The 22,248-nt window shown below is 71.1% G+C and carries 18 protein-coding genes; 3 read left to right on the top strand and 15 right to left on the bottom strand.

The features are described 5' to 3' along the window. Positions 1-126: 126 nt before the first annotated feature. From IF29_RS0127765 to IF29_RS0127800, 8 genes are all read right to left on the bottom strand, one after another. A complete protein-coding gene (locus IF29_RS0127765; protein ID WP_380520435.1) occupies positions 127-825 on the bottom strand; it encodes a GntR family transcriptional regulator in 699 nt (232 codons plus the stop codon). Positions 826-931: 106 nt separating this feature from the next. Then, complete coding sequence (locus IF29_RS0127770; RefSeq protein ID WP_232242529.1) at positions 932-1,882, bottom strand: class E sortase; 951 nt, start codon at positions 1,880-1,882, stop codon at positions 932-934. 50 nt (positions 1,883-1,932) lie between these two features. Beyond that, entirely contained in the window at positions 1,933-2,970 is a 1,038-nt protein-coding gene (locus IF29_RS0127775) for an adenosine deaminase (RefSeq protein WP_198037579.1), read from the bottom strand. Positions 2,971-3,068: 98 nt separating this feature from the next. Further along, entirely contained in the window at positions 3,069-4,448 is a 1,380-nt protein-coding gene (locus IF29_RS0127780; RefSeq protein WP_030260448.1) for a DUF445 domain-containing protein, read from the bottom strand. A gap of 215 nt (positions 4,449-4,663) precedes the next feature. Next, on the bottom strand, positions 4,664-6,322 hold the full coding sequence (locus IF29_RS0127785; RefSeq protein ID WP_084715069.1) for a beta-N-acetylhexosaminidase: 1,659 nt from the start codon (positions 6,320-6,322) through the stop codon (positions 4,664-4,666). 69 nt (positions 6,323-6,391) lie between these two features. After that, positions 6,392-7,390, bottom strand: coding sequence for an ABC transporter ATP-binding protein (locus IF29_RS0127790; protein ID WP_030260453.1), 999 nt, complete (start codon positions 7,388-7,390; stop codon positions 6,392-6,394). Positions 7,391-7,443: 53 nt separating this feature from the next. Beyond that, entirely contained in the window at positions 7,444-8,289 is an 846-nt protein-coding gene (locus tag IF29_RS0127795) for an ABC transporter permease (protein WP_380520428.1), read from the bottom strand. Further along, on the bottom strand, positions 8,282-9,097 hold the full coding sequence (locus IF29_RS0127800; RefSeq protein ID WP_030260458.1) for an ABC transporter permease: 816 nt from the start codon (positions 9,095-9,097) through the stop codon (positions 8,282-8,284). Before IF29_RS0127800 ends, IF29_RS0127795 begins: the two co-directional genes overlap by 8 nt. Positions 9,098-9,537: 440 nt before the next feature. On the opposite strand from IF29_RS0127800, the gene IF29_RS0127805 reads away from it, so the two are divergent. After that, on the top strand, positions 9,538-11,931 hold the full coding sequence (locus IF29_RS0127805; RefSeq protein ID WP_051726098.1) for a transglycosylase domain-containing protein: 2,394 nt from the start codon (positions 9,538-9,540) through the stop codon (positions 11,929-11,931). A 49-nt stretch (positions 11,932-11,980) separates the two neighbouring features. On the opposite strand, the gene IF29_RS0127810 is transcribed toward IF29_RS0127805, so the two are convergent. The 5 genes from IF29_RS0127810 to IF29_RS0127830 form a co-directional block, all read right to left on the bottom strand. Continuing rightward, on the bottom strand, positions 11,981-13,804 hold the full coding sequence (locus IF29_RS0127810; RefSeq protein WP_030260461.1) for an alkyl/aryl-sulfatase: 1,824 nt from the start codon (positions 13,802-13,804) through the stop codon (positions 11,981-11,983). A gap of 58 nt (positions 13,805-13,862) precedes the next feature. Then, the gene (locus IF29_RS43910) at positions 13,863-14,354 is read right to left on the bottom strand and encodes a hypothetical protein (RefSeq protein ID WP_051726099.1); all 492 of its coding nucleotides are present in this window, start codon (positions 14,352-14,354) and stop codon (positions 13,863-13,865) included. Positions 14,355-14,778: 424 nt separating this feature from the next. Next, on the bottom strand, positions 14,779-15,243 hold the full coding sequence (locus tag IF29_RS0127820) for a GNAT family N-acetyltransferase (RefSeq protein ID WP_030260465.1): 465 nt from the start codon (positions 15,241-15,243) through the stop codon (positions 14,779-14,781). Between the two features lie 25 nt (positions 15,244-15,268). After that, the gene (locus IF29_RS0127825; RefSeq protein ID WP_084715071.1) at positions 15,269-15,571 is read right to left on the bottom strand and encodes a GroES family chaperonin; all 303 of its coding nucleotides are present in this window, start codon (positions 15,569-15,571) and stop codon (positions 15,269-15,271) included. A gap of 193 nt (positions 15,572-15,764) precedes the next feature. Next, the gene (locus tag IF29_RS0127830) at positions 15,765-16,115 is read right to left on the bottom strand and encodes a DUF3618 domain-containing protein (RefSeq protein ID WP_051726101.1); all 351 of its coding nucleotides are present in this window, start codon (positions 16,113-16,115) and stop codon (positions 15,765-15,767) included. Positions 16,116-16,295: 180 nt separating this feature from the next. Between IF29_RS0127830 and bcp the strand changes: the two genes are divergently transcribed. Beyond that, positions 16,296-16,775 carry a thioredoxin-dependent thiol peroxidase gene (gene bcp, locus IF29_RS0127835; protein WP_030260472.1) on the top strand — a complete coding sequence of 160 codons (480 nt, stop codon included), beginning with the start codon at positions 16,296-16,298 and terminating at the stop codon, positions 16,773-16,775. An 87-nt stretch (positions 16,776-16,862) separates the two neighbouring features. Here the strand turns inward: bcp and IF29_RS0127840 are convergent, their stop codons facing one another. Then, complete coding sequence (locus IF29_RS0127840) at positions 16,863-19,172, bottom strand: glycosyl hydrolase family 18 protein (protein ID WP_157623959.1); 2,310 nt, start codon at positions 19,170-19,172, stop codon at positions 16,863-16,865. A 208-nt stretch (positions 19,173-19,380) separates the two neighbouring features. Beyond that, positions 19,381-20,928: a carbohydrate binding domain-containing protein gene (locus IF29_RS45285; protein ID WP_084715073.1), complete on the bottom strand. Its 1,548-nt coding sequence runs from the start codon at positions 20,926-20,928 to the stop codon at positions 19,381-19,383. A 452-nt stretch (positions 20,929-21,380) separates the two neighbouring features. On the opposite strand from IF29_RS45285, the gene IF29_RS0127850 reads away from it, so the two are divergent. Continuing rightward, positions 21,381-22,247, top strand: coding sequence for an HNH endonuclease signature motif containing protein (locus IF29_RS0127850; RefSeq protein WP_030260478.1), 867 nt, complete (start codon positions 21,381-21,383; stop codon positions 22,245-22,247). Position 22,248: the final 1 nt, after the last annotated feature.

The following is a 22,248-nucleotide window of genomic DNA, read 5'->3' on the forward strand; positions in this document are numbered from 1 at the left end:
ACCTTCGATCCTCTGGATGATGCGCCGGGATTGCCTCGGTGAACCAAGCATGAACAAGGCGGCACGTTTGGACTAGACCCGTTATCACTTCGTTATAGAAGGGCGCATCGCGCCCGCGTCCGCCCCCTACTCCCCCGCGCTCAGCTCGGCCGAGAAGCTGAACCGGTCGCCCCGGTACAGCGTCCGCACCCGCTCGAAGGGGTGTCCGGACGCGTCCCAGCTGCTGCGGTGCAGCAACAGCATCGGCAGCGCCGGCGGGGTGCCGATCAGCAGCGCCTCCCTCGGCGTGGCCAGCACCGTCTCGATCCGCTCCCGGCCGCCCCCGGCCACCAGGCCGCAGGCCTCCTTGGCGTAGCGGTAGAACGACGACACCGGGTCGAAGTCGTCACCGAGCCCGGGCAGCAGCGCCACCGGGGCGTAGGTGCTCTCCAGACCGACCCGCTCCTCGTCCGCCAGCAGCACCCGCTCCAGGTGCCACACCTGGTCGCCCTCGGCGACGCCCAGCTCCGCGGCCACCTCGCCCTCGGCTGCGAAGCGCTCCAGCGCGATCAGCCGGCGCCCCGGCAGCCGGCCCTGGCGGCGGACGCCCTCGGTGTAGCTGGACAGCGACAGCGGCTGCTCGATCTTCGGCCCGGCCACCACCGTGCCACGGCCCTGCCGGCGCACCCGTCCCTCCAGCAGCAGCTCGCGCAGGGCCAGCCGCAGCGTCTCCCGGGCCACGCCGTAGCGCTCGGCGAGCTCCCGCTCGGTCGGCAGCGTCCCGCCCTCGCCGAGCTCCACCAGCAGCTCGGTCAACTGGGCTTTGGCGGCATAGTACTTGGGCATCCGCCCGTGCTCCGGCACACCCTCCCGAACGGGGGCGCTGAGCAGGCGGGGGGCAGGGTGGCCGTTCATTCCGTCACCGTACAGCGGCCGGCTGCCGCCGCGGTGGCTACCCGGTCCGCGCCTGCTGGCCCACCAGGTGGCCCCAGGCGATCATCCGGTACAGCGAGGTGAACGCCGGGGTGCAGGTGGTCAGCGTCAGATAGCGGCCCGGGACGGTGTAGCCGTAGCGCGAGCCGGGGTGCAGCGAGCTGTGCGGCACCGCGGCGATGGTGTCCACGTCGCTCTGCGAGGTCTCCGGCAGGATCGAGTCGATCCGGTAGAAGTAGGTCCAGCCCTCGGTCTCGACGATCACCGAGTCGCCGACGCTCAGCCGTTCGAGGTGGCGGAACGGCTCGCCGTGGGTGTTGCGGTGCCCGGCGACCGCGAAGTTGCCCGGCTGCCCGGGCATCGCCGTGCCCGGGTAGTGGCCGATGTAGCCGTGGTTGAGCACGGCGTACTTGTCGACGCCCTCGGCGACCGGGAAGACGACGCCCAGCGAGGGGATGCGGAGCACCGCGAAGGCGCTGAGGTCGCGGCTCATGCTGTCGATACCGCTCCCGCTGGCGCCGCCGACCTGCAGCGGGGCCGGCTTGGCCGGAGCCGCCGCGCCCTTGGATCCGGACCCGGAGCCGGACGCGGACCCGGACCCCGAGGTGGCGGGCCCGGCGGCGGCCGAGGCGGAGGCCCTGGCCCGGGCGTCCGCCTGCCACTGCCGTTCCAGACCGGCGACGGCGGAGCGGGCGCTGGCGTCGGCGGACTGGTTGGTCCACCACAGCTCGTAGGCCGCGAGCAGCACCACCACCAGGCCGAAGGTGATCGCCAACTCGCCGAACCCGATCAACAGCCGCCGCAGCGCCCCGCCGCGCGCCCTGCCGTCCCGGGCTCCGCCGTCCCGAGCCCCGGCTTCCCGGGCTCCGTCCTCCCGAGCCCGCTCTTCCCGCGTCCAGCTCTCCCGCGCTCCGCCTGCCCGCGCCTCGCCTGCCCGCGCCCCGCCCTCCCGCGCCGCTCCGCCCCGCACGCTGCCTCCCGCACGCAAACTGACGACCCGTCAGCTCAGCTCACGGCAGGCTACCCCCGCTGCGGCCACCCCGCCAGGTACCCGTCGATCTCCCCGATCAGCGCACGCTTGCCCGCTCCGTCCAGGAACGAGGCCCGGACGGCCTGCCGGGCCAGCTCGGCCACCCCGGCCTCGTCCAGCCCGAGCAGCCCGGCCGCGACGGCGTACTCGTGGTCGATGTCGGTGCCGAACATCGGCGGGTCGTCGCTGTTGACGGTGACGAACAGGCCCGCCTCGACCATCTGCTTGATCGGGTGGTCCTCGATCCGCTCTACCACCCGGGTGGCGATGTTGGAGGTCGGGCAGACCTCCAGCGGGATCTGGTGCTCGCCCAGGTGGTCCACCAGCCGCGGGTCCTGCATCGACGAGGTGCCGTGGCCGATCCGCTCGGCGCCGAGGAAGCGCAGCGCGTCCCAGACCGTCTCCGGCCCGGTGGCCTCGCCGGCGTGCGGGACGCTGTGCAGCCCGGCCGCACGGGCCCGGTCGAAGTACGGCTGGAACTGCGGCCGCGGCACCCCGATCTCCGGGCCGCCCAGGCCGAAGCTGACCAGCCCCTCCGGCCGCAGGTCCAGCGCCAGCCGCTCGGTGATCTCGGCGGACTCGACGCCGGCCTCGCCGGGGATGTCGAAGCACCAGCGCAGCACCAGGCCGAGCTCGGCCTCGGCCGCCTTGCGGGCGTCCTCGATGGCCTCCATGAACGCCTCGCCCGGGATGCCGCGCCGCACCGAGCTGTACGGAGTGACCGTCAGCTCCGCGTAGCGGACGTTGCGCCGGGCCAGCTCCTCGGCCACCCCGTAGGTCAGCGAACGCACGTCCTCGGCGTCCCTGATCAGGTCCACGACCGACAGGTACACCTGGATGAAGTGCGCGAAGTCGGTGAACTCGAAGTACTTGGCCAGCGCCTCCGGGTCGGTCGGCACCGCCGTCCGGCCCTCGTACCGGGCCGCCAGAGCGGCCACCACGGCCGGCGAGGCCGAGCCCACATGGTGCACATGCAGCTCCGCCTTGGGCAGCCCGGCCACGAACGCCTCGATCCCTGTCCCCGCCACTGCCGTGCTCCTTCGCCTCGCGCCTTCAGCCTGATCCGGTCCCCGTCACCTTCTCACGACGGCACTCGGACCAGCCTCAGCCCGGCCTCAGCCCGGCCTCAGACCAGCACGGACACGGTGTGGATTAGCAGTCCGGCGGCCGCGCCGACGACCGTGCCGTTGATCCGGATGAACTGCAGGTCGCGGCCGACATTGGCCTCGATCTTGCGGGAGGCCTCGTCGGCGTCCCAGCCGGCGACGGTGTCGGAGATGATCGAGGTGATCTCGCCGCGGTAGGTGTCGACCACGTACTCGGCGGCGTCCTCCAGCCAGCCGTCCAGCTTGGCCTGCATCTTCGGGTCCGTCGCCAGCCGCCGGCCGAAGCTGCGGATGCCGTCGCGGATCCGGATCCGCAGCTGGCTGTCCTCGTCCTCGGCGGCCTCCAGCACCATGGCCCGGATCGCGGCCCAGGCCGAGGCGATCAGGTCCTGCACCTCGGAGCGGGCCAGCAGGTCGGCCTTGGCCCGCTCGACCCGGGCGATGGTGTCCGGGTCGGTGCGCAGTTCCTTGGCGAAGTCCTCCAGGAAGCTGTCGACCGCCCCGCGCGCCGCGTGGTTCGGGTCGTCGCGCACGTCCACCGCGAAGCGCAGCAGCTCGCGGTAGACCCGGACGCCGATCTTGTTGTCGATGAACTTGGGCGTCCAGCCCGGAGCCTCCTCGGAGATGGTCCGGATCACCTGGTCGCTGTGCTCCTCCAGCCAGTCGTGGGCCCGCACCACGCACAGGTCCACCACGCCCTTGTGGCCGCCCTCGGCCAGGATCCGGGCGAGCATCGCGCCTATCGGCTGGGCGATCGGCTGCGCCGCGGCCCGCCGGGTCACCGCCTCGCCCACCACCGCCTGCACGTCCTCGTCGCGCAGCACCGCCAGCGCCCCGCGCAGCGCGGCGGACGCCTCCCTGGTGACCCGCTCGGCGCTGCCGGGCGCCGACAGCCACTCGCCGAGCCTGCGTCCCACGCCCAGTCCGCGCAGTCGGCCGCGGACCACCTCCACCGAGAGGAAGTTCTCGCCGACGAACTGGCCCAGGCTGCGCCCGAACACGTCCTTCTTGGTGGGGATGATCGCGGTGTGCGGGATGGGCAGCCCGAGCGGATGGCGGAACAGCGCGGTGACCGCGAACCAGTCGGCGAGCGCGCCGACCATCCCGGCCTCGGCCGCCGCCTGGACGTAGCCGGCCCAGGAGCCGGCCCCGGAGTGGATCGCCCAGCTGGTCAGGATGTAGACGATGGTGGCCGCCACCAGGAAGCCGGTGGCGATGGCCTTCATCCGTCGCACACCGCGCTGCTTGGCGGCGTCGGAGGCGGTGTAGCGCACCCCCATCGGCCCACCGGCCGGCCCGACCGGCACGGCGACCGCCGAGGCGGTGGCCCCGGTCGGCGCCGCACCCGTCCCCGTCGCTTCGCCCGTGCGGACGACGTCGGCTTCCTCGACTGGCTTCATTCAACTTCTCCTGGCCGGGTCCGGTCGGCGCTGCCCCGCCAACTGGGGGTCCCGTGGGGTACGGGGGGTCGCTCCCCGGAAAGCTGGAGCACGTCTCCAGTCTGCCCTCCGCACGATCGAAGTCACCGGGTGACCACGGATGACTCCGTCCCTGACTCATCCCTGACTCGACCCCGACCTGTCCCAGCGCCCGCCCCCAGAGCCCCCCGCCCCGGTCACCCGCCCCAGGGCACTCCGTCCGCCTCCAGGTACGACAGCCCCTGCTGCTGCCAGCGCGGCAGCTGGGCCGCCAACCGCTGCCGGAAGTCCCCCCAGCTCCGCCGGGCCTGCGGCGTCCAGGCGACCTCGGCCAGGGCCGGGAGCCTGGGCAGCAGCATGTACTCCAGGTTCTGCACGGTGCCGATGGTCTCGGTCCAGATCGGGGCCTCGACCCCGGCCACCGAGCCGGCCGGAAGGCCCGTCAGATAGCTGTCCGGATTCCAGTCGTAGGACCGCTCCACGCTCAGGTAGCCCGCCCAGGAGCTGCCGATCGGGGTCCGCTGGTCGTACTTCTGGTCCAGGTAGGCCCGGTCCGCGGGCTCCATCACCAGCTTGGCGCCCCGCTGCGCCGCGGCCACCAGCTGCTGCGCCAGCCCGGGCGGCTCCTGGCTCAGCGGGTGCCAGACCCCGAGCAGCCCGGGGGCGTCCTTCCCCGCGCCGGACGCCTCGTCCCAGGCCAGCGGCTGCTTGCCGTGCGCCCGGACGATGCCCGCGGCCCGGGCCATGAAGGTGTCGTAGTCGGCGGCTGACAGGGTGTCGGCCTCGTCCCCGCCGATGCCGAGGTACGGACCGGGCGTCAGCGCGGCCAGTGCGCCGACCACCCGGTCGACAAAGGTGTAGGTCGACTCCTTGCCGGTGCAGATCCGGCTGAACCCGACGTCGACCCCGGTGTACGGCTTGGCCGGGGCGTCCCCGGCGCAGGCCAGGTCCGGATAGGCCGTCAGCGCCGCGTTGGTGTGCCCGGGCAGGTCCACCTCGGGCACCACGGTGATGTAGCGGGCGGCGGCGTAGGCCACGATCGCCCGGTAGTCGGCGGCCGTGTAGTAGCCGCCCGCACCCCCGCCGGTCTGCGTCGACGCCCCGATCCCGGTCAGCGCGGGCAGCCCGGGGACGGCGATCCGCCAGCCCTGGTCGTCCGTCAGATGCAGGTGCAGAACGTTGAACTTGTACTGCGCCAGCAGGTCGACGTAGGCCTCGACGTCCGCGACCGGGAAGAAGTGCCGGGCGACGTCCAGACTGCCGCTGCGCCAGCCGTAGCGGGGCTGGTCGCTGATCCGTACCGCCGGCACCGTCCCGGCGCCCTTGGCCGGCACCAGCTGACGCAGCGTCTGCACCCCGTGGAACAGCCCGGCCCCGGTGGCCGCCGTGATCATCACCCCGCCCGGCCCGGAGTCCAGCCGGTAGCCCTCGGCCCCGGTCCCGGCGCCGGCGTCCAGCCGCAGCACCAGACCGCTCGCGCTGCCCGTCCCCTCCACGGGCAGCGCGAGCCCGGTCACCGGCCGCAGCAGCGCGGCCAGGTCGGCGGCCACAGCACGCGCCGCCGACCCGCCTTCCCCACGCACCACGGTCCCCGCCGTCAGAACATAACCGGGACCACTGACAGCACTGACCTGCGAGGGCAGCGGCACCAGCGCCACCGGCGCGGAGCCGGCCGGCGCCGACACCGCCCCGGTCGCCCCCGTCGCCGCCCCCGTCGCCACGGCCGTCGCCGACCGCGAACTCCCGCCCGCGGCACCCGGGTCGGGCGCCCCGGACGTCCCCCCGCCCGACGAGCACCCGGCCAGCAACAGCACCACCCCGACACCCGCCGCAGCGGCGACCCTCCCCCTGATCATCTCCCGATGGTCCCATTTGGTCCAGACCAATACAAGGAGTGGAGCCGCTTCAACAGGCTGCGGTCCCGATCACGCCCCGGCGACCGAACCCTCCAGGCTGCGTTCCCCCTCCGTCGTGCCGCCGCCGTACATCCGGGCGATGACGTCCTCGATGGCCGGTTCCTTCACCGACAGGTCGACCAGGGGGTAGCGGGCCGCGATGGCCGCCACCAGCGGGGCCGCGCTGTCGGTGGCCGGGAAGGCGAGCCACTGGCGCGGGCCCTCCATCCGGACCACGCGGGCGCCGGGGATGCTGATGGGGTCCGGTTCCGGGGCGGCCAGGTCGACCACCAGGGTCCGCTCGCTGCCGCCGACGTTGTGCAGCCCCTCCAGGCCGCCGTCGTAGACCACCCGGCCGTGGTCGATCACCATCACCCGCGAGCACAGCCGCTCGATGTCGGTGAGGTCGTGCGTGGTGAGCAGCACGGTGGTGCCCGACTCCGCGTTGATCTCGGCCAGGAACTCGCGGACCCGGTTCTTGCTGACCACGTCCAGGCCAATGGTCGGCTCGTCCAGGTAGAGCACCTCCGGGTCGTGCAGCAGCGCCGCCGCGATGTCGCCGCGCATCCGCTGGCCCAGCGACAGCTGACGCACCGGCACGTCCAGCAGCGGCCCGAGTTCCAGCAGGTCGATGCAGCGGTCCAGGTTGCGCCGGTAGCGGGCGTCCTCGATCCGGTAGATCCGCCGCGCCAGCTCGTAGGAGTCGCGCAGCGGCAGGTCCCACCACAGGGTGGTGCGCTGCCCGAAGACCACCCCGATCCGCCGGGCCAGCCGGACCCGCTCCCGGGAGGGGTCGGCGCCGGCCACCCGCAGCCGCCCCTCGCTGGGGACCAGGATCCCGGTCAGCATCTTGATGGTGGTGGACTTCCCCGCGCCGTTGGGGCCGATGTAACCGACCATCTCCCCCGCCGCGACCTCGAAGCTGAGCCCGTCCACGGCCCGCACCTCGCTGCGCTCCCGCTTCAGCCGCCCCACCTTGCGCCGTACCGTGAAGGTCCTGGCCACGTCCTCGACCTCGATGATTGCCATGCCGTCGGTTCCTCTCGCTAGGGAGCCCTGTGGTCCCACGTGCTGATGGATCGTCAACTTCCGGTACTGCGGTACGAGCGGATCCCGGCCCGCCAGGCCAGACCGGCCGCCGCCGCGCACAGCAGCGCGGCCAGCGGCGAGGCGAAGCGGAACCAGCCGGGCACCCCGATCGGATCCGGCAGGCCCAGCAGGTAGAGCGCCGGCAGCCAGTTCACGAACGCCAGCGGGATCCCGTAGACCGCGCCGCGCACCAGGTCGCGGGCGAACACCGAGGGCGGGTACTGGAGCATGGTCGCCCCGCCGTAGGTCACCGAGTTCTGCACCTCGGCGGCGTCCGTGGCGAAGAACTGGAAGGCGGCGCCGGCGACGAAGGCCGACCCGAAGATCACCGTTCCGCACACCACCAGCACGGCCATCACCAGCAGCTTGGGACCGGTCCAGTCCAGCTGCAGCTCCCACAGCGACCAGCCCAGCACCAGCAGGTTCTGCACCACCCGACCGGCCCGGCGCAGCGCGAAGCGGTCCGCGCTCAGCTGCGCCAGCGCCGCGGCCGGACGGACCAGCACCGTGTCCACCGAGCCGTCGCGGACCCGCTGGCCCAGCTGGTCCAGGCTGCCCACCAGCAGGTCGGCCAGACCCAGCGTCAGACCGGAGGTGCCGTACAGGAAGGCGACCTGCGGCAGGGTCCAGCCGCCCAGGGTCGTGGTGTGCTGGAACATCACCGCGATGACCACGAAGTCCAGCAGCGAGGTGACCGCGTTGCCGACGGTGGTGATCCAGAACGAGGTCCGGTAGGCCAGCGAGGCCCGCAGCCACATCCCGGCGACCAGCCGGTACGCACGCAGCGCCTCCCGGGTCCGCCCGTACCAGGGCGGCGGAACGCTCAGCGACTCAGCCACCCTGCACCACCACCTTCCGCACCACCGCGCGCTGGAGCAGCTGCCCGGCCCCCAGCAGCAGCCCGGCCCAGCCCAGCTGCAGCAGCAGCCCCTGCGCGAGCGCCGCACCGGTGCGGCGCTGCAGGAACACGTCCAGCGGGATCTGCACCATCGCCGCCCAGGGCAGCTGCTGCGCCACCGCCGCCAGCGTCGACGGCAGCAGCGACAGCGGCAGCAGGAAGCCGGAGAAGAACATCCCCAGCACCACCGTCACCTGCCGCACCCCGCGCGGGTCCATCAGCCAGAAGCCGGTCAGCGCGGCAAGGTAGCGCAGCAGGAAGCTGACGGTCACCGCGAGGGCGACCGAGACCGTCGCCCCGGCCCAGGTCAGCGCCTGGGCCGCCGGGCTCCCGGCCGGCATCCGCAGGTGGAAGAACAGGCCGCCGACCAGCAGCGGCACGATCCCCCGGCTGAGCAGGTGGTACCCGGCCCGGCCGAGGTCGGCCGACAGCCACCACAGCTGCTGGTCCACCGGGCGGTAGAGATCCACGGCGATGTCGCCGTTGATGATCCTGGCCTCGATGTCGTCCTGGACGCCGCCGCCCATCGCCGCGATCGGCATCAGCAGCGCCTGGCCCAGCCAGACGTAGGTGAGCGCGGCGCTGAGGTCGTAGCCGCCCAGGTGCGGACGGATCTGCCAGAGCGCCTGGTAGGTGTAGGCGATGAAGAACCCGAAGACGGTGTTGGTGAAGACGCCCGCCCAGGTGGCGGCGCGGTACCCGGCGTAGCGCCGGAAGCTGCCCCGGGCCACCGCGGCGTACAGCCGCAGCGAGCCGCCGGGGCGGCCCGAGAGGGTCCGGAACGTCCGGAACGGGGTCGGATCAGGGGGATGGGCCGGGGCGAGTGACTGGGCCACAGGCGTGTCCTTCCTTCAGTAGTCGATTTGTCGACATGGCGCAGCCCACTGCCACCACGGCGTGCGGGAACGCCAAACAGGCCCCTTCCGCGGACACCCGGGGGGTGCGCGCAAGGGGCTTCACGTCGATATGGGGTTGTCAGGCCAGCGTAGCGACCGTCGCGACCCGGTGTCTCCGATTAGTCGGAGTACCGGCGCGCCACAAACGGCCCTATCCATGCCTGTCGGCGGCCGTCCGGCCGACCGGTAAGGCAGTGTGGAACCAGATCCTGCGCAAAGCGCGTCTTAAGGATATTGAGCACAAAGTCGGACACGCGTCGCGCGCGTGACCAGGGACAAGGAGCAGGACGCGGATGAGCAGCGACCCGAAGGGACCTCAGGGAGAGGGCTGGGGCCCCGCCGGAGGCGACGACCCGGACGGTCCCGCCCATCCCATGGACCCGGACACGCTGGAGGCCGAGGACCGCGCCCAGGGCGGCGGCATGGGAGCCGGCTTCCTCGACCGCCGCCGCGCCAAGAAGCAGGCCCGCAAGGCCGCCCGCAAGGCCAAGCCCTGGTGGCGCCGGGCCATCCCCACCTGGCGGATGGCCGTTGGCGGGCTGGCCGGCCTGCTGCTGCTCCTGGTCGGCGCCTTCGTCGTGATGTACATGACGGTCCAGGTGCCCGACCCCAACGCCGCCGCCACCGCGCAGAGCAACGTCTACTACTACGCCGACGGCAAGACCGAGCTCGGCCGCACCGGCGAGACCAACCGGATCTCGGTGCCGATCGACCAGATCGCCCTGAACATGCAGCACGCCGCGGTCTCCGCCGAGGACCGCACCTTCTACACCAACCAGGGCGTCAGCATCCGGGGCACCGTCCGCGCCGCCTGGCAGACCGTCACCGGCAACGGCCTCCAGGGCGGATCCACCATCACCCAGCAGTACGTCAAGAACTACTACCTGACCCAGGACCAGACGGTCACCCGCAAGGTCAAGGAGTTCTTCATCTCGCTCAAGGTCGACCAGACCGAGAGCAAGAACGACATCATGGCCGGCTACCTCAACACCAGCTACTTCGGCCGCAACGCCTACGGCATCCAGGCCGCCGCCCAGGCCTACTACGGGATCAACGCGGCCCAGCTGGACGTCCCGCAGTCGGCCTACCTGGCCGCCCTGCTGCAGGCACCCAGCGCCTACGACGTCGGCACCGCCACCACGGCCGGCAAGGCCGCCGCCGTGGCCCGCTGGAACTACGTCCTGGACGGCATGGTCAAGCTCGGCTGGGTCAGCCAGAGCGACCGCAACGCGATGACCTTCCCCAAGACCAAGGCGCCCGGCGCCACCCCCGGCGTCAGCGGGCAGGCCGGCTACCTGATCGACATCGCCGACCAGTACCTCAACGACAACGACATCATCACCGCGGCCCAGCTCAACGCCGGCGGCTGGAAGATCACCACCACCTTCGTCAAGCAGAACCAGGACCTGCTGGTCGCCGCCGTGAAGAAGGAGTTCACCGACCAGCTGCCGAACACCGCCAAGGCCAAGGACGTCCGCGCCGCCGCCGGCTCCGTCGACCCCACCACCGGCAAGCTGGTCGCCGCGTACGGCGGACCCGACTACGCCACCCAGCAGTTCAACGACGCCACCCGCACCGACATCCAGGTCGGCTCCACCTTCAAGGCCTTCGACCTGGCCGCCGGGCTGCAGAACAACGCCAAGACCCAGGACGGCCGGGCGATCACCCCGTACACCTACTACGACGGCACCAGCGGACGCAGCGTCCAGGGCCTGCCGTCCGGCCAGCACTACGCCCCGCCCAACGAGGACGACCAGGACTACGGCGAGATCACCCTCACCTACGCCATGAAGAAGTCGGTCAACTCGGTGTACGCGCAGGAGGCCGTCGACGCCGGCCTGGACAACGTCCGGAAGACCGCCATCGCCGCCGGGCTGCCTGCCGACACCCCCGACATGAGCGCGAGCAACCCCGCCCTGGCCCTCGGCGTGGCCACCCCCAGCGCCGTCGAGATGGCCGGCGCCTACGCCACCATCGACAACCACGGGGAGCAGATCACCCCCTGGTCGGTCCAGGCGCTCAGCCGCAACGGCACCAACAGGGCGCTGCCCGCGCACCAGACCACGGTGGCCTTCGACCGCACCACCGCCGACGCCGTCACCTCGGTCCTGGAGGGCGTCGTCAGCCCCACCGGCACCGGCTACGTGGCCCTCGACCTGAACCGTCCCGCGGCCGGCAAGACCGGCACCACCGACGACAACAAGTCGGCCTGGTTCATCGGCTACACCCCGCAGCTGGTCACCTCGGTCGGCCTGTTCGCCGAGGACTCCACCACCCACGCCAGGCTCTCGCTGGGCGACGCGGCCGGGGTCACCCGCGTCAACGGCGGGTCCTTCCCGGCCCAGATCTGGACCGACTACATGACCTCGGCGCTGCAGGGCCAGCCGGTCCAGCAGTTCGACCTGAACACCTCGATCGTCGACAACAGCAGCCCGGCCGCCTCGGCCAGTGCCACCGCCCCGGCCACCACCCCGGCGGCCGGCAGCACCGCCCCGGTCGCCCCGGCGTCCACCACCCCGGCGGCGAGCCTCTCCCCGTCGACCGCCCCCAGCACCGCGGCGTCCAGCAGCGGGTCGAGCCCGAGCGCCTCCACCGGCACCAGCTCCAGCAGTACCGGCGGGGCGACACCCTCGGGCATCAGCCTGCCCAGCTTCGCCACGGCCTCCACCCGGGCCGGGAACCAGTAGCTCTGGTTCCCGCGCTCACGGCGTGACGATGGTCAGGGCGTGACGATGCTCAGGGCGTGACGATGGCGAAGTCGGGGTCCGGGCTGTCCAGCAGGGCGAGCAGCCGGCCCAGGACGGCGACGTCCCCGGTGACCGCGACGCCGTCCAGGCCCCGGCCGGCCAGCACACCCAGCAGCTGCGGCTTGGTCAGCGCCAGCGTCAGCCCCGGGACGGCCTCGCCCGGGGCCGGGGTGCCGGTGCGGCGGCTGCGGTGGATCAGGGCGCCGTTGGACAGCTCCAGCCGCCAGGTGTGGCCCTCGTCGGTGAGCTCCAGGTCGATGACGGCGACGGTGTCCCAGGCCCGGGGACCGTCGACCCGCACCGCCAGCGAGTCGATGAGCTGGTCCACCGTCAGGGCGCCGGCCAGCTCCGCGTTGGTCAGGTCGATGGAGGTGCGGGGCACGCCGTCGCGCAGCTCGCGGGCGCCCATCAGGTAGAAGTTCCGCCAGGGCCCGTTCTCGGCGCCGTACCCGAGCCTGTCGTAGACCGCGGCCAGCGCCTGGCGGGCCGCGGTGTGGTCGGGCCGGGCGAACACCGCGTGGTTGAGCAGCGTCGCGGCGAACCGCAGGTCACCGTCCTCGGCGTAGGCCAGCCCCTGCGCCACGGCGCTCTCGATGCCCCCGGCGACGGCGATGTAGCGCTTGGCCTGCTCGACCGGGGGGTGCTCCCACAGATGCGCCGGGTTGCCGTCGAACCAGCCCATGTAGCGCTGGTAGATCGCCTTGACGTTGTGGCTGGTGGAGCCGTAGTAGCCGCGGTTGGCCCAGCCCTGCAGCCCCGGCGGCAGCTCCAGCTCCTCGGCGATCTCACTGCCGGTCAGCCCCTGGTTGAGCAGCCGCAGGGTCTGGTCGTGCAGATAGGCGTACAGGTCGCGCTGCGAGGCCAGCAGCGCGGTGATCCGCTCGGTGCCCCAGGTGGGCCAGTGGTGCGAGGCGAAGGCCACGTCGGTCGCGGAGCCGAACAGGGTGATCGCCTCGTCCAGGTAGTGCGCCCAGATCCGGGCGTCGCGCACCACCGCGCCGCGCAGGGTCAGGATGTTGTGCATGTTGTGGGTGGCGTTCTCGGCCATGCACAGCGCCCGGTGGTCGGGGAAGTGGAAGTTCATCTCCGAGGGCGCCTCGGTGCCCGGGGTCAGGTGGAAGACGATCCGCACCCCGTCCACCGTCTCCTGCTGACCCGTCCGGGTGATGTCCAGCGTCGGCGGGATCAGCGTGACCGTGCCCACCGATGTGGTCTGGCCCAGCCCAGCGCCGATCTGGCCGTCCGGGGCCTTGGGCAGCTCGGCGCCGTACATGTAGACCGACCTGCGGGTCATCGCCCCGCCCGCGTAGACGTTCTCGGCCACCGAGTGCTCCAGGAACCCGGCCGGGGCGATCACCGGGACCGGGGCGTGGCCGTGCGGCAGGACGCCGCGGGCACCGCCGAAGTGGTCGGCGTGGGAGTGCGTGTAGATCAGCCCGGTGACCGGGCGGTCGCCGCGGTTCCTGCGGTACAGCTCAAGCGCGGCCGCCGCCGTCTCGGCGGAGATCAGCGGGTCGATGACGACGACCCCGGTCTCCCCCTCGACCAGGGTCATGTTGGACAGGTCGAGCCCGCGCACCTGGTAGATGCCGTCGGTGACCCGGTAGAAGCCCTGACGGGACGCCAGCCGGCCCTGCCGCCACAGGCTCGGGTTGGCCGTCTCCGGACACTCCCCGGCGAGGAAGCCGTACGCGTCGTTGTCCCAGACCACCCGCCCGTCCGCAGCCCTGACCACACCCGGACTCAGCGCGTCCAGAAACCCGCGGTCGGCGTCCTCGAAGTCATGGTTGTCCGAGAAGTCCAAGTTGTCCATGCACCAGATATAGCCCAGCCGAAGCAGAGCGGCACGGCACGACCCAGCCTCGTCGGGGTCAGTAGTGCCAGTGGTAGCGACCTGACTCCAGGCCGCAGGTGAGCGTGTTGCCGTGGACGTCCACCGTGGTCAGCCCGGCGTCGGCGTCGGGGCAGTACTCCCCCGCACGGTAGTAGCCGCCGTTCGGCGTCAGGATCGGCGCGTTCGGTGCCGGCGCGGGTGAGGACGGCTGGCCGCCACCACCGCCGCCACCACCGCCACCACCGCCCGAAGCGGCCAGCTGGGCTCCGGTGATGTGCCCGGCGCTCACGGTGTAGGTGCCCGTGTAGACCTGATCCGATCCGTCGGACTGGACCGCGTCGAGACGCACGGAGACGGTCTCGCCCTGGCTCCCGGTGACCGTGAGCGTGTCGCCGGCGGTACCGGCGAAGCCGTTGACGAATGCGCCGTAACTGGAGTCGAGATTGTCACCACCGAGGTTCCAGGCGGTGCGGTAGTCGCGCGCATTGATCGCGGCGTAGTAGGCGTTCACGACCTCCACGGCGCTCATCGTGTTGACCGGGGCAGGGGCCTGGGTGGTCGGGGGCGGGGGCGTTGGAGTGGGGGTAGGCGTGGGAGTGGGAGTGGGCGCTCCGGACGGGGTGGTACCGGCGGGAGGCGTCGCGGACGTGGTCGGCGTCAGGCTCTGCGTCGGAGTCGCGAAAACGGTGGTGACCGCAGTAGAAGGCGCGGCAGTTGGTTGACTCGAAGACGAGCAGCCTGCGACCACGGCCGCTGCGAGGCCGACGAGCACTGCTGGAAGTACGTGACGCACAGCGTCACCTCCGCGAGGTTTTCCCCCGTCCGTCCATCATCCGCCCCCGCCCCGATCCACGCGCGGGCTGCGCCTGGACTCCGGCTCACCCCAGACCCACCCGGTCACGGCACGCTCACCCGAAACTGGCCCCGCGACGCCCCTGGTCCACTACGAATGCTCAGTTCTCCGGGAGTAGCAGCTCGCCCACGACCCTGCCGCGGTTCCTCCGGCCGGTCGCACGGAAGCCGAGGCGCAGATAGAACTGTTCGGGGCTGTTCTCGCCCGGCACCCACAACACCGTCAGCCGACGTTGCCCGCGGCGGCGGGCCTCCTGGATCACCGCCTCCACCGCGAAGCGTCCGTAACCCCGGCCCTGCTTGCCGGCCGCGATGTTCAGGCGCCAGATTCGGCAGCGGAACTCGTCGACCGGGCTCCGGGGGTCGAACTCGCCCATGACGAAACCCACGAGCTCGTCGGCGTCGAAGATCAGCCGGGGCCAGGTGGTCGCAGGGTTCACATAGGCATCCGCGAGGGACCACGCGACCGGGTCCACCAGATGCTCCTGGTCAGGCTGCACCCTCAACCGGCAAGCAGCGCCGACGTTGTCCGAGTTGACCGCTTCCAGACGCAGCGACGAAGTCATCCGGCCCCCTCCTCGTCATGGACCGTCAGAGGTAGAGCCCGGTGGAGCCGGTCGCGTCGCCCACCCGCTCGGCTGCCACCGCGTGCACGTCGCGCTCCCGCAGGAGGACATACAGCTCGCCCCGGACCTCGACCTCGGAGCGGTCCTCGGGGTCGTAGAGCACCCGGTCACCGGGCTCGATCGAACGCACGTTCTGACCGATGGCGACGACCTTCGCCCAGGCGCAGCGCTTGCTCAGCTCGGCGGTCGCCGGGATCAGGATGCCGCCGGTGGAGCGGCGATCGCCCTCGGGGCCGTCCGTGCGGACCAGCACCCGGTCGTGCAGCATCCGGATGGGCAGCTTCTCTCCGAAGGATTCGGACGCGGGGGCAGACGATTCACTCACCCCAGGACCGTACACCGCCGCGCCGACGGCGGCCGACCCGCGGGCGCACCCCGTCGGACCGGCGGCGCCACCCCCACCGGACGACCCCGCGCCACTCCCCCGCGCCACCCCCTCGCGGGGGCCGTCGACTCCGGAACTACTTGCGGCGGCGCAGCAGGACCAGCCCCACCACGACCGCCCCGGCGACGGCCGCCACCGGCACGATCCGCTCCTTGCGCGGATTGCCCTTCTCGTCCACGAACTGGGCCCGCACCTGCTCGACGCCCCGGTTGGCCGCCACGAAGGCCTGCCCCACCGTGCGGTCCACGACCGCCTTGGCGTCGGCCTTGGCCTTGCCCACGATCGTGGACGGGTGCACCGCCACGGCCAGCTCGTCCAGCGTCGCCGCCAGCTGCTTCCGGGTCCGGATGATGTCCGCCTCGATCTGCGCGGCGGAACGCCCGTCCGGGCCGCTGTCCTTGCCCCTCGTGCCGACGACCTCGCCCACGAGTCCACCTTCCTCCGCTACCCGCTCCACCTGTGCACCTGACGGACAGTTTGGCAGGTCCCGTCACGCCGCGCGCAGCGGCACCCCGGTCTCCCGCCGCACTGTCGCACCCGGGCGGTACGTTCTTCTGGGCACGACCTTCCCCGCCCCCGTAAGAGTCACGCACCAGCAGGAGCACCCATGACGGACCAGCAGACCAAGCTGCAGGCCGGCGACACCGCCCCGGCCTTCACCCTCCCGGACGCCGACGGCAAGCCGGTCTCCCTGGCCGACCACCTCGGCCGCAAGGTCGTCGTCTACTTCTACCCGGCCGCGCTCACCCCCGGCTGCACCAAGCAGGCCTGCGACTTCACCGACAACCTGGACCTGCTCGCGAGCGCCGGCTACGACGTGATCGGCGTCTCCCCGGACAAGCCCGAGAAGCTCGGCAAGTTCCGCGAGAAGGAGCACCTCAAGGTCACCCTGGTGGCGGACCCAGAGAAGGAGGTACTGAAGGCCTACGGGGCCTTCGGCGAGAAGACCATGTACGGGAAGACCGTCACCGGCGTGATCCGCTCCACCTTCGTCGTGGACGAGGCCGGCAAGGTCGAGCACGCCTTCTACAACGTCAAGGCCACCGGGCACGTCGCCAAGCTGATCCGCGACCTCAAGATCGGCTGACACTCCGGTCGACTCGGGCCCCCGGACACGGCGAGGGGCGGCACACCCGTCCGGGTGCACCGCCCCTCCCTGCGCCGAACCGCTCGGCTACTGCATGGAGCTGTTCATCGTGTTGATCAGCGAGCCGCTGGCGTCGTCACCCTCGAAGGAGAAGGCGAAGATGCCGCCCAGCCCCTTGGACGTGGCGTAGGCGCCGCGCGCGGTGATCGCCTGCGGGGTGTCGCCGGTGTAGAAGTTGGTGCCGTCGTAGATCCAGGAGCTCTGCGTGGTCGCGTCCCAGTGGACGGTGCTGCCGGTGGTCACACCCTTGGCCACCAGCTCCTTCCAGTCCGCGATGCCCGCCTGCTGGGTGTAGGTCTGCGCCGGGCTGGCCCCGGTCGCCGACTGGTAGAGGCCGTAGTTGCTGCCGGCCGGCACCCCGGTCCAGCCGCGGAAGTAGAACGGCACGCCCAGCACCAGCTTGCTCGCCGGGAAGCCGCCGGTGATCCCGTACACCGAGGAACCGGTGGTGTACGCCTTGATGGTGTTGTCGATGTTGTACTTCTCGGTCCCGGGCGCGATCACCGCGCTCGGGTCGGCGGAGGTGTCGTGGATCGGGTCCTGGAAGTTGGTCGGACCCGTCGACTCCCAGGCACCGTGCATGTCGTAGCTCATGATGTTGCCGTAGTCCAGGGACTGGGCGATCTGCGCGGGCTGGATCAGCGCGATCTTGTCCTGGCCGCTGGGCAGCGCCGCGGTCAGCAGGTAGTGCTTGCCGATGCTCGCGCCGTAGGCGTCCAGCTCGCTGCGGAACTCGGCCAGCAGCGCCGTGTAGTTGGCGGTGTCGGCGGCCGAGGTGTGGTTGCCGGTGTGGCCGCCCGCCGAGGCCGGGTACTCCCAGTCGATGTCGATGCCGTCGAACAGCCCCGCGATGGCGGCGGTGCCGCCGGAGGCGTCACCGGAGACACCGGTCGGCAGGTTGCCCTTGATGAACATGTTGATGCAGGAGGAGACGAAGGCCTTCCTGGAGGCGTCGGTGGCCGCCGCGTCCGAGAAGTACTTGGAGTAGGTCCAGCCACCGATGGAGAGGGTGAACCGCAGGTTGGGGTACTTCGCCTTCAGTTCCCGCAGCTGGTTGAAGTTGCCCTTGATCGGCTGCGACCAGGTGTCCGACGAACCGTCGACGCTGATGTCGCTGGTGTAGGACTTCTGGTAGTCGGCGAAGGCGTCGCCCGCACCGTCACCCGCGCTGGCGTCGGACTCGTTGGTGGAGTCGCTGGCCTTGACCGCCTCGAAGCAGGTGTGCGCGGTGGGGTCGATGTTCTCGAACGCGTAGGTGATCACCTTGGTGTTCGCCGCCGCGCCCGAGGTCCCCACGTTCTTCGGGTAGTAGGCGTTGCCGTAGATCGACCACTGGTCGAAGTACGCCGACTTCATCGCACCCGTCGCCGCGCCGGCCGTGGTCGCCGAGACCGCACCGGACTGCGCCGAGGAGTGGCCGTCCTTGTCGTAGCCCTGGACGGTGAAGGAGTAGGCGGTGTTCGGCAGCAGCGAGCTGACGGTCACCGAGGTGCCCATCGAGGTCGCCACCAGGTTGGAGCCCGAGTAGACGTAGTAGCCGGGGGTGTCCCCGGTCTGGGAGTTGTCCGTGGACGCCGCCCAGGAGAGGGTCACCGCGGTGTTGGTGACCTTCGCGGTGACCCCGGTCGGGGTGCTCACCAGGCCGTCGCCGGTCGGACCGCTGCCGGTGCCGGTGGTGGCGGTGCTGCTCGGCGACGCCGAGGCGCTGGCCGAGGCGGACGCGGAGGCGCTCGCGCTGGCACTCGGGCTGGCGCTCGCCGACGGCGAGGAGGAGGCACTGGCGGACGCCGAGGCGGAAGCCGAAGCACTGGCCGACGCACTGGCCGAGGGGCTGCTGGTGCTGGTCCCGCCCGGGCCGGTCAGCGTCACGTCGTCGGCGTGGTAAGAGCCCTGCCCGTACCAGCCGTGCACGTACACCTGCACCGAGGTGGTCGCCGAACCGGTGGTGAACGAGGTCGACAGCTGCTGCCAACTGGTCGCGCTCGGCGTCCAGTTGCTCGCGGTCACGCCGGTGCCGGTGGCACCGAGGTAGACGTAGGCGCCCTCGACGTAGCCGGACAGGCTGTACGTGGTGTTGGGGAGCACCGTCACGGTCTGCGTGCACTGCGCGTCGTCCGAGCTGGACGCCGCACCGAGCAGCGAGTACGAGCCGGCGTGCACCGGCGAGGTCACCACGCTGCCCAGCGAACAGGTCCAGCCGCTGAGGCTGCCGGTCTCGAAGTCGCCGTTGGTCAGCAGATTGGTGGATGCGGCACTGGCCCCGGTGACGGTCGTGGCGAGCGCGGCGGAACCGGCTATCAGCACCGTCGCAGTGGCGAGCGCGGTGCCGCGCCTCATCCCTCGCCTTCCGGCGCGGGGGGTGGACGGGACGCGTTCTGGCATGAAAGGGCTCCTGGAGGAGATGGGTTGTGGGGGAACACCCGCGCCGGACTGTGAGCACGACATGCGCAGAGCGTTGTGGGGGTGCATGACGCGGCCCGGCGCGGGTGGAACATGGGGGCTGACGGACGGACGGCTGACGTGGAGTCAGCCGTCGAACCGCTTCTCAGCCGTTGAACTGGGTGAGGATCTTCGTGAAGTCGTAGGCGTTCTGGGTCACGCTGCTGCACGCCCCGTCGGCCCAGTTGTGCACCACGCTCGGGTCGCAGGCGCGGTCCCGGTTGACGTCCCAGTAGGAGAACGCCGCGGCGTGGTTGGCCTGCACGAAGCCGAGCAGGTCGGTGAAGGTCGACTGGGTGAACAGCTCGCTGGGCTGGTCGGTGTGACCGTTCATCAGCTGCACGCTGAGGTGCGCCCACGCGGTGGCGGCGTCCCAGCCGTAGAGCTTCTCCAGCTGCGCGACCACGTCGTTGGCCACGGTCTCGGCGGCGGCGGTCTCGGTGCCGGCGCTCAGTCCGAAGTCGAAGTCCATGATGTTGACCCGGTCGATCCGGGCCCCGTCGTTGATCGCCTGCTGGATCTCGTCCCGGCCGGTGTCCGGGAGCCCGATGGTGGTCATCGGGATCGTCAGCGTCACCTTCAGGCTGGGGTTGGCCGCCTCGAGCTGCTTGATGGCGCCCCAGCGGACCGCCATGTTGGCGTCCAGGCTGCCGTTCTCCCAGTCCAGGTCGATCCGGGTGAGCTTGTACTTGTTGATCACCTGCTGGTACGCCGCGGCCAGCGCGGACGAGCTGCCGCAGCTGGTGCCCAGCTCGGTGCCGTTGTAGCCGCCGAAGGACACCGCGACATCGCCGCCGGCCGCGCGGGCGGCGTTCACGTCCGCCAGCACGGCGGTGTCGGAGGCGACGGTGGAGGAGGCGCTGCCGTCCCAGGCCGGGGTGCAGCCGCCGGAGTCCAGCACGAAGGCGAACAGGAACTCGTTCTCACCGGAGTTGGTGATCACGTCGGAGATCGACTGCGGGCTGTTGTCCAGCGGCATCATGTAGACCGGGTGCCGGAACCCGGTGTCGGTGGGCGGCGTGGTCGCCGTCGCGGTGGGGCTCGCGCTGGCGGTGGGGCTGGCGCTGGCCGTCGGGCTGGAGCTCGCCGTGGGGCTGGAACTGGCCGTCGCCGTGGGCGTGGAGGTCGTCCCGCCGGCCGGTGGCCCGCTCAAGGAGAGCTCGTCGGCCCCGAAGGCCGCCTGCCCGTACCACCCGTGCACGTACACCTGCACCGAGGTGGTGCTGGCACCGGTGGTGAACGTCGTCGACAGCGTCTGCCAACTCGTGGCGCTGGGCGTCCAGTTGCTCGCGGTAACGCCCGTCCCGGTGGCCCCGAGGTAGACGTAGCTCCCCTCCACCTGCCCGCTCAGCGTGTACGTCGAGTTGGGCGCGACCGCGACCGTCTGCGCGCACTGCGCGAAGTCCGACCCGGCCGGCGTACCGGACAGCGCGTACGAGCCCGCCGCAACCGGGCTCGTCACCACCTTGTCCGCCGTCGAACAGGTCCAACCGCTCAGGCTCCCGCTCTCGAACCCGGGGTTGACCAGCAACTGTGCCGTACTCGCCTGGGCACTCCCGCCGACGGTGAGCAAGCCGCCGGCCGCCAGCAGCGCGCCGCAACACGCCGCCACCAGTACCCGCCGGGCCCCCGTCTGTGTGGGCCTACCGACCATCTCTGCCTCCGCAACATGAACCATCCGTGACTGACACCTGCGGACCTGCTGCGGCAGTCGGATCCGAGACCCCCACACGACTCCCGGGTAACCACCGTTGTTGACGGATAAATTGGCCTGGACCATCCCCGCCCGTCAAGACCCCATTCAGCAACACATCACTTAAGTTCCCTTAAGGTTCAACAGATGGCCAGCTCAGAGCCCCAGCCATCCAAAGTGGCCTAGTCCTATTGGTCTCAACCACAACCATGCTCACGCCACCCACACCTCCCACGGCATGTGATCCACCTCACACCTCGAACGGCGTAACCCACCAGTTCCCCCCTCGTTGACCCATACGAACCCAAACCACCGCCCACTCGGCAGACGACGCCCCCGCGACCCGGCCAGGTGGATGCTCGTGCACGCCCTCCGGTCCGCGACGCTTCGTCGGCCGCCTGGAGGAGATCCAGATGCCGACCCTGAAGTACACCCAGGACCTGCTCACCGAGGTTGCCGCCGCATCGAAGAGCATCACCGAGATGATGCGCCGCCTCGATGTGCCCTTGGCCGGCGGCACTCACAGCTACCTGAGCAGACGGCTCAGGCACTACGGCATCGACACGTCACACTTCACCGATCTCAATAGGCCCACGCAGGCGCGCCGTACGTACACGAGAGAAGCACTGGCCGAAGCAGCAGTGCATTCCCGGAGTGTGGGCGACGTCATGCGGTATCTGGGCATCGCGCCCTACAACAGCGCCTACTCGTATCTGACCAGCCGACTGACCCACTTCGGCATCGACACGTCGCACTTCGCCGCGGCAACGGCAACCGGTCGTTCGCCGGTACGGAAGTTCGGGGGACTCATCCCCCGGCAGGTACTGGAGCCGGCCGTTGCGGACTCCGGGAGCATCACCGGCGTGATCCGCCTGTTGGACCTCAACTACGGTGGCGCATCCCGCAGCCTGACCATGCACAGCATCGAGGTGCACAACCTGGATACGTCCCACTTCACCGGCCAGGGGCACCTCAAGAATCTGCCCTCTCCCCAGCGCCGCTCAGCAGCAGAGATCCTGGTCGAATACCCACCCGGCTCCACTCGCGTCTCCAACACGCGCCTGCGGCGCGCCTTGGACGAGATCGGCAGATCGTACCTCTGCACCGACTGCGGAGTGGGGCAGATCTGGAACGGGAAGCCTCTGGTCCTGGAGATCGACCACATCGACGGTAATTGGCTCGACAGCCGAGCCGAGAATCTGCGCTACCTGTGCCCCTGCTGCCACAGCCAGACGCCCACCTATCGCGGCCGCAACCGGCGGATCCTGGTGATCGAGTGAC

The organism is Streptacidiphilus jeojiense (assembly GCF_000719095.1).
GTDB classification, from domain to species: domain Bacteria; phylum Actinomycetota; class Actinomycetes; order Streptomycetales; family Streptomycetaceae; genus Streptacidiphilus; species Streptacidiphilus jeojiensis.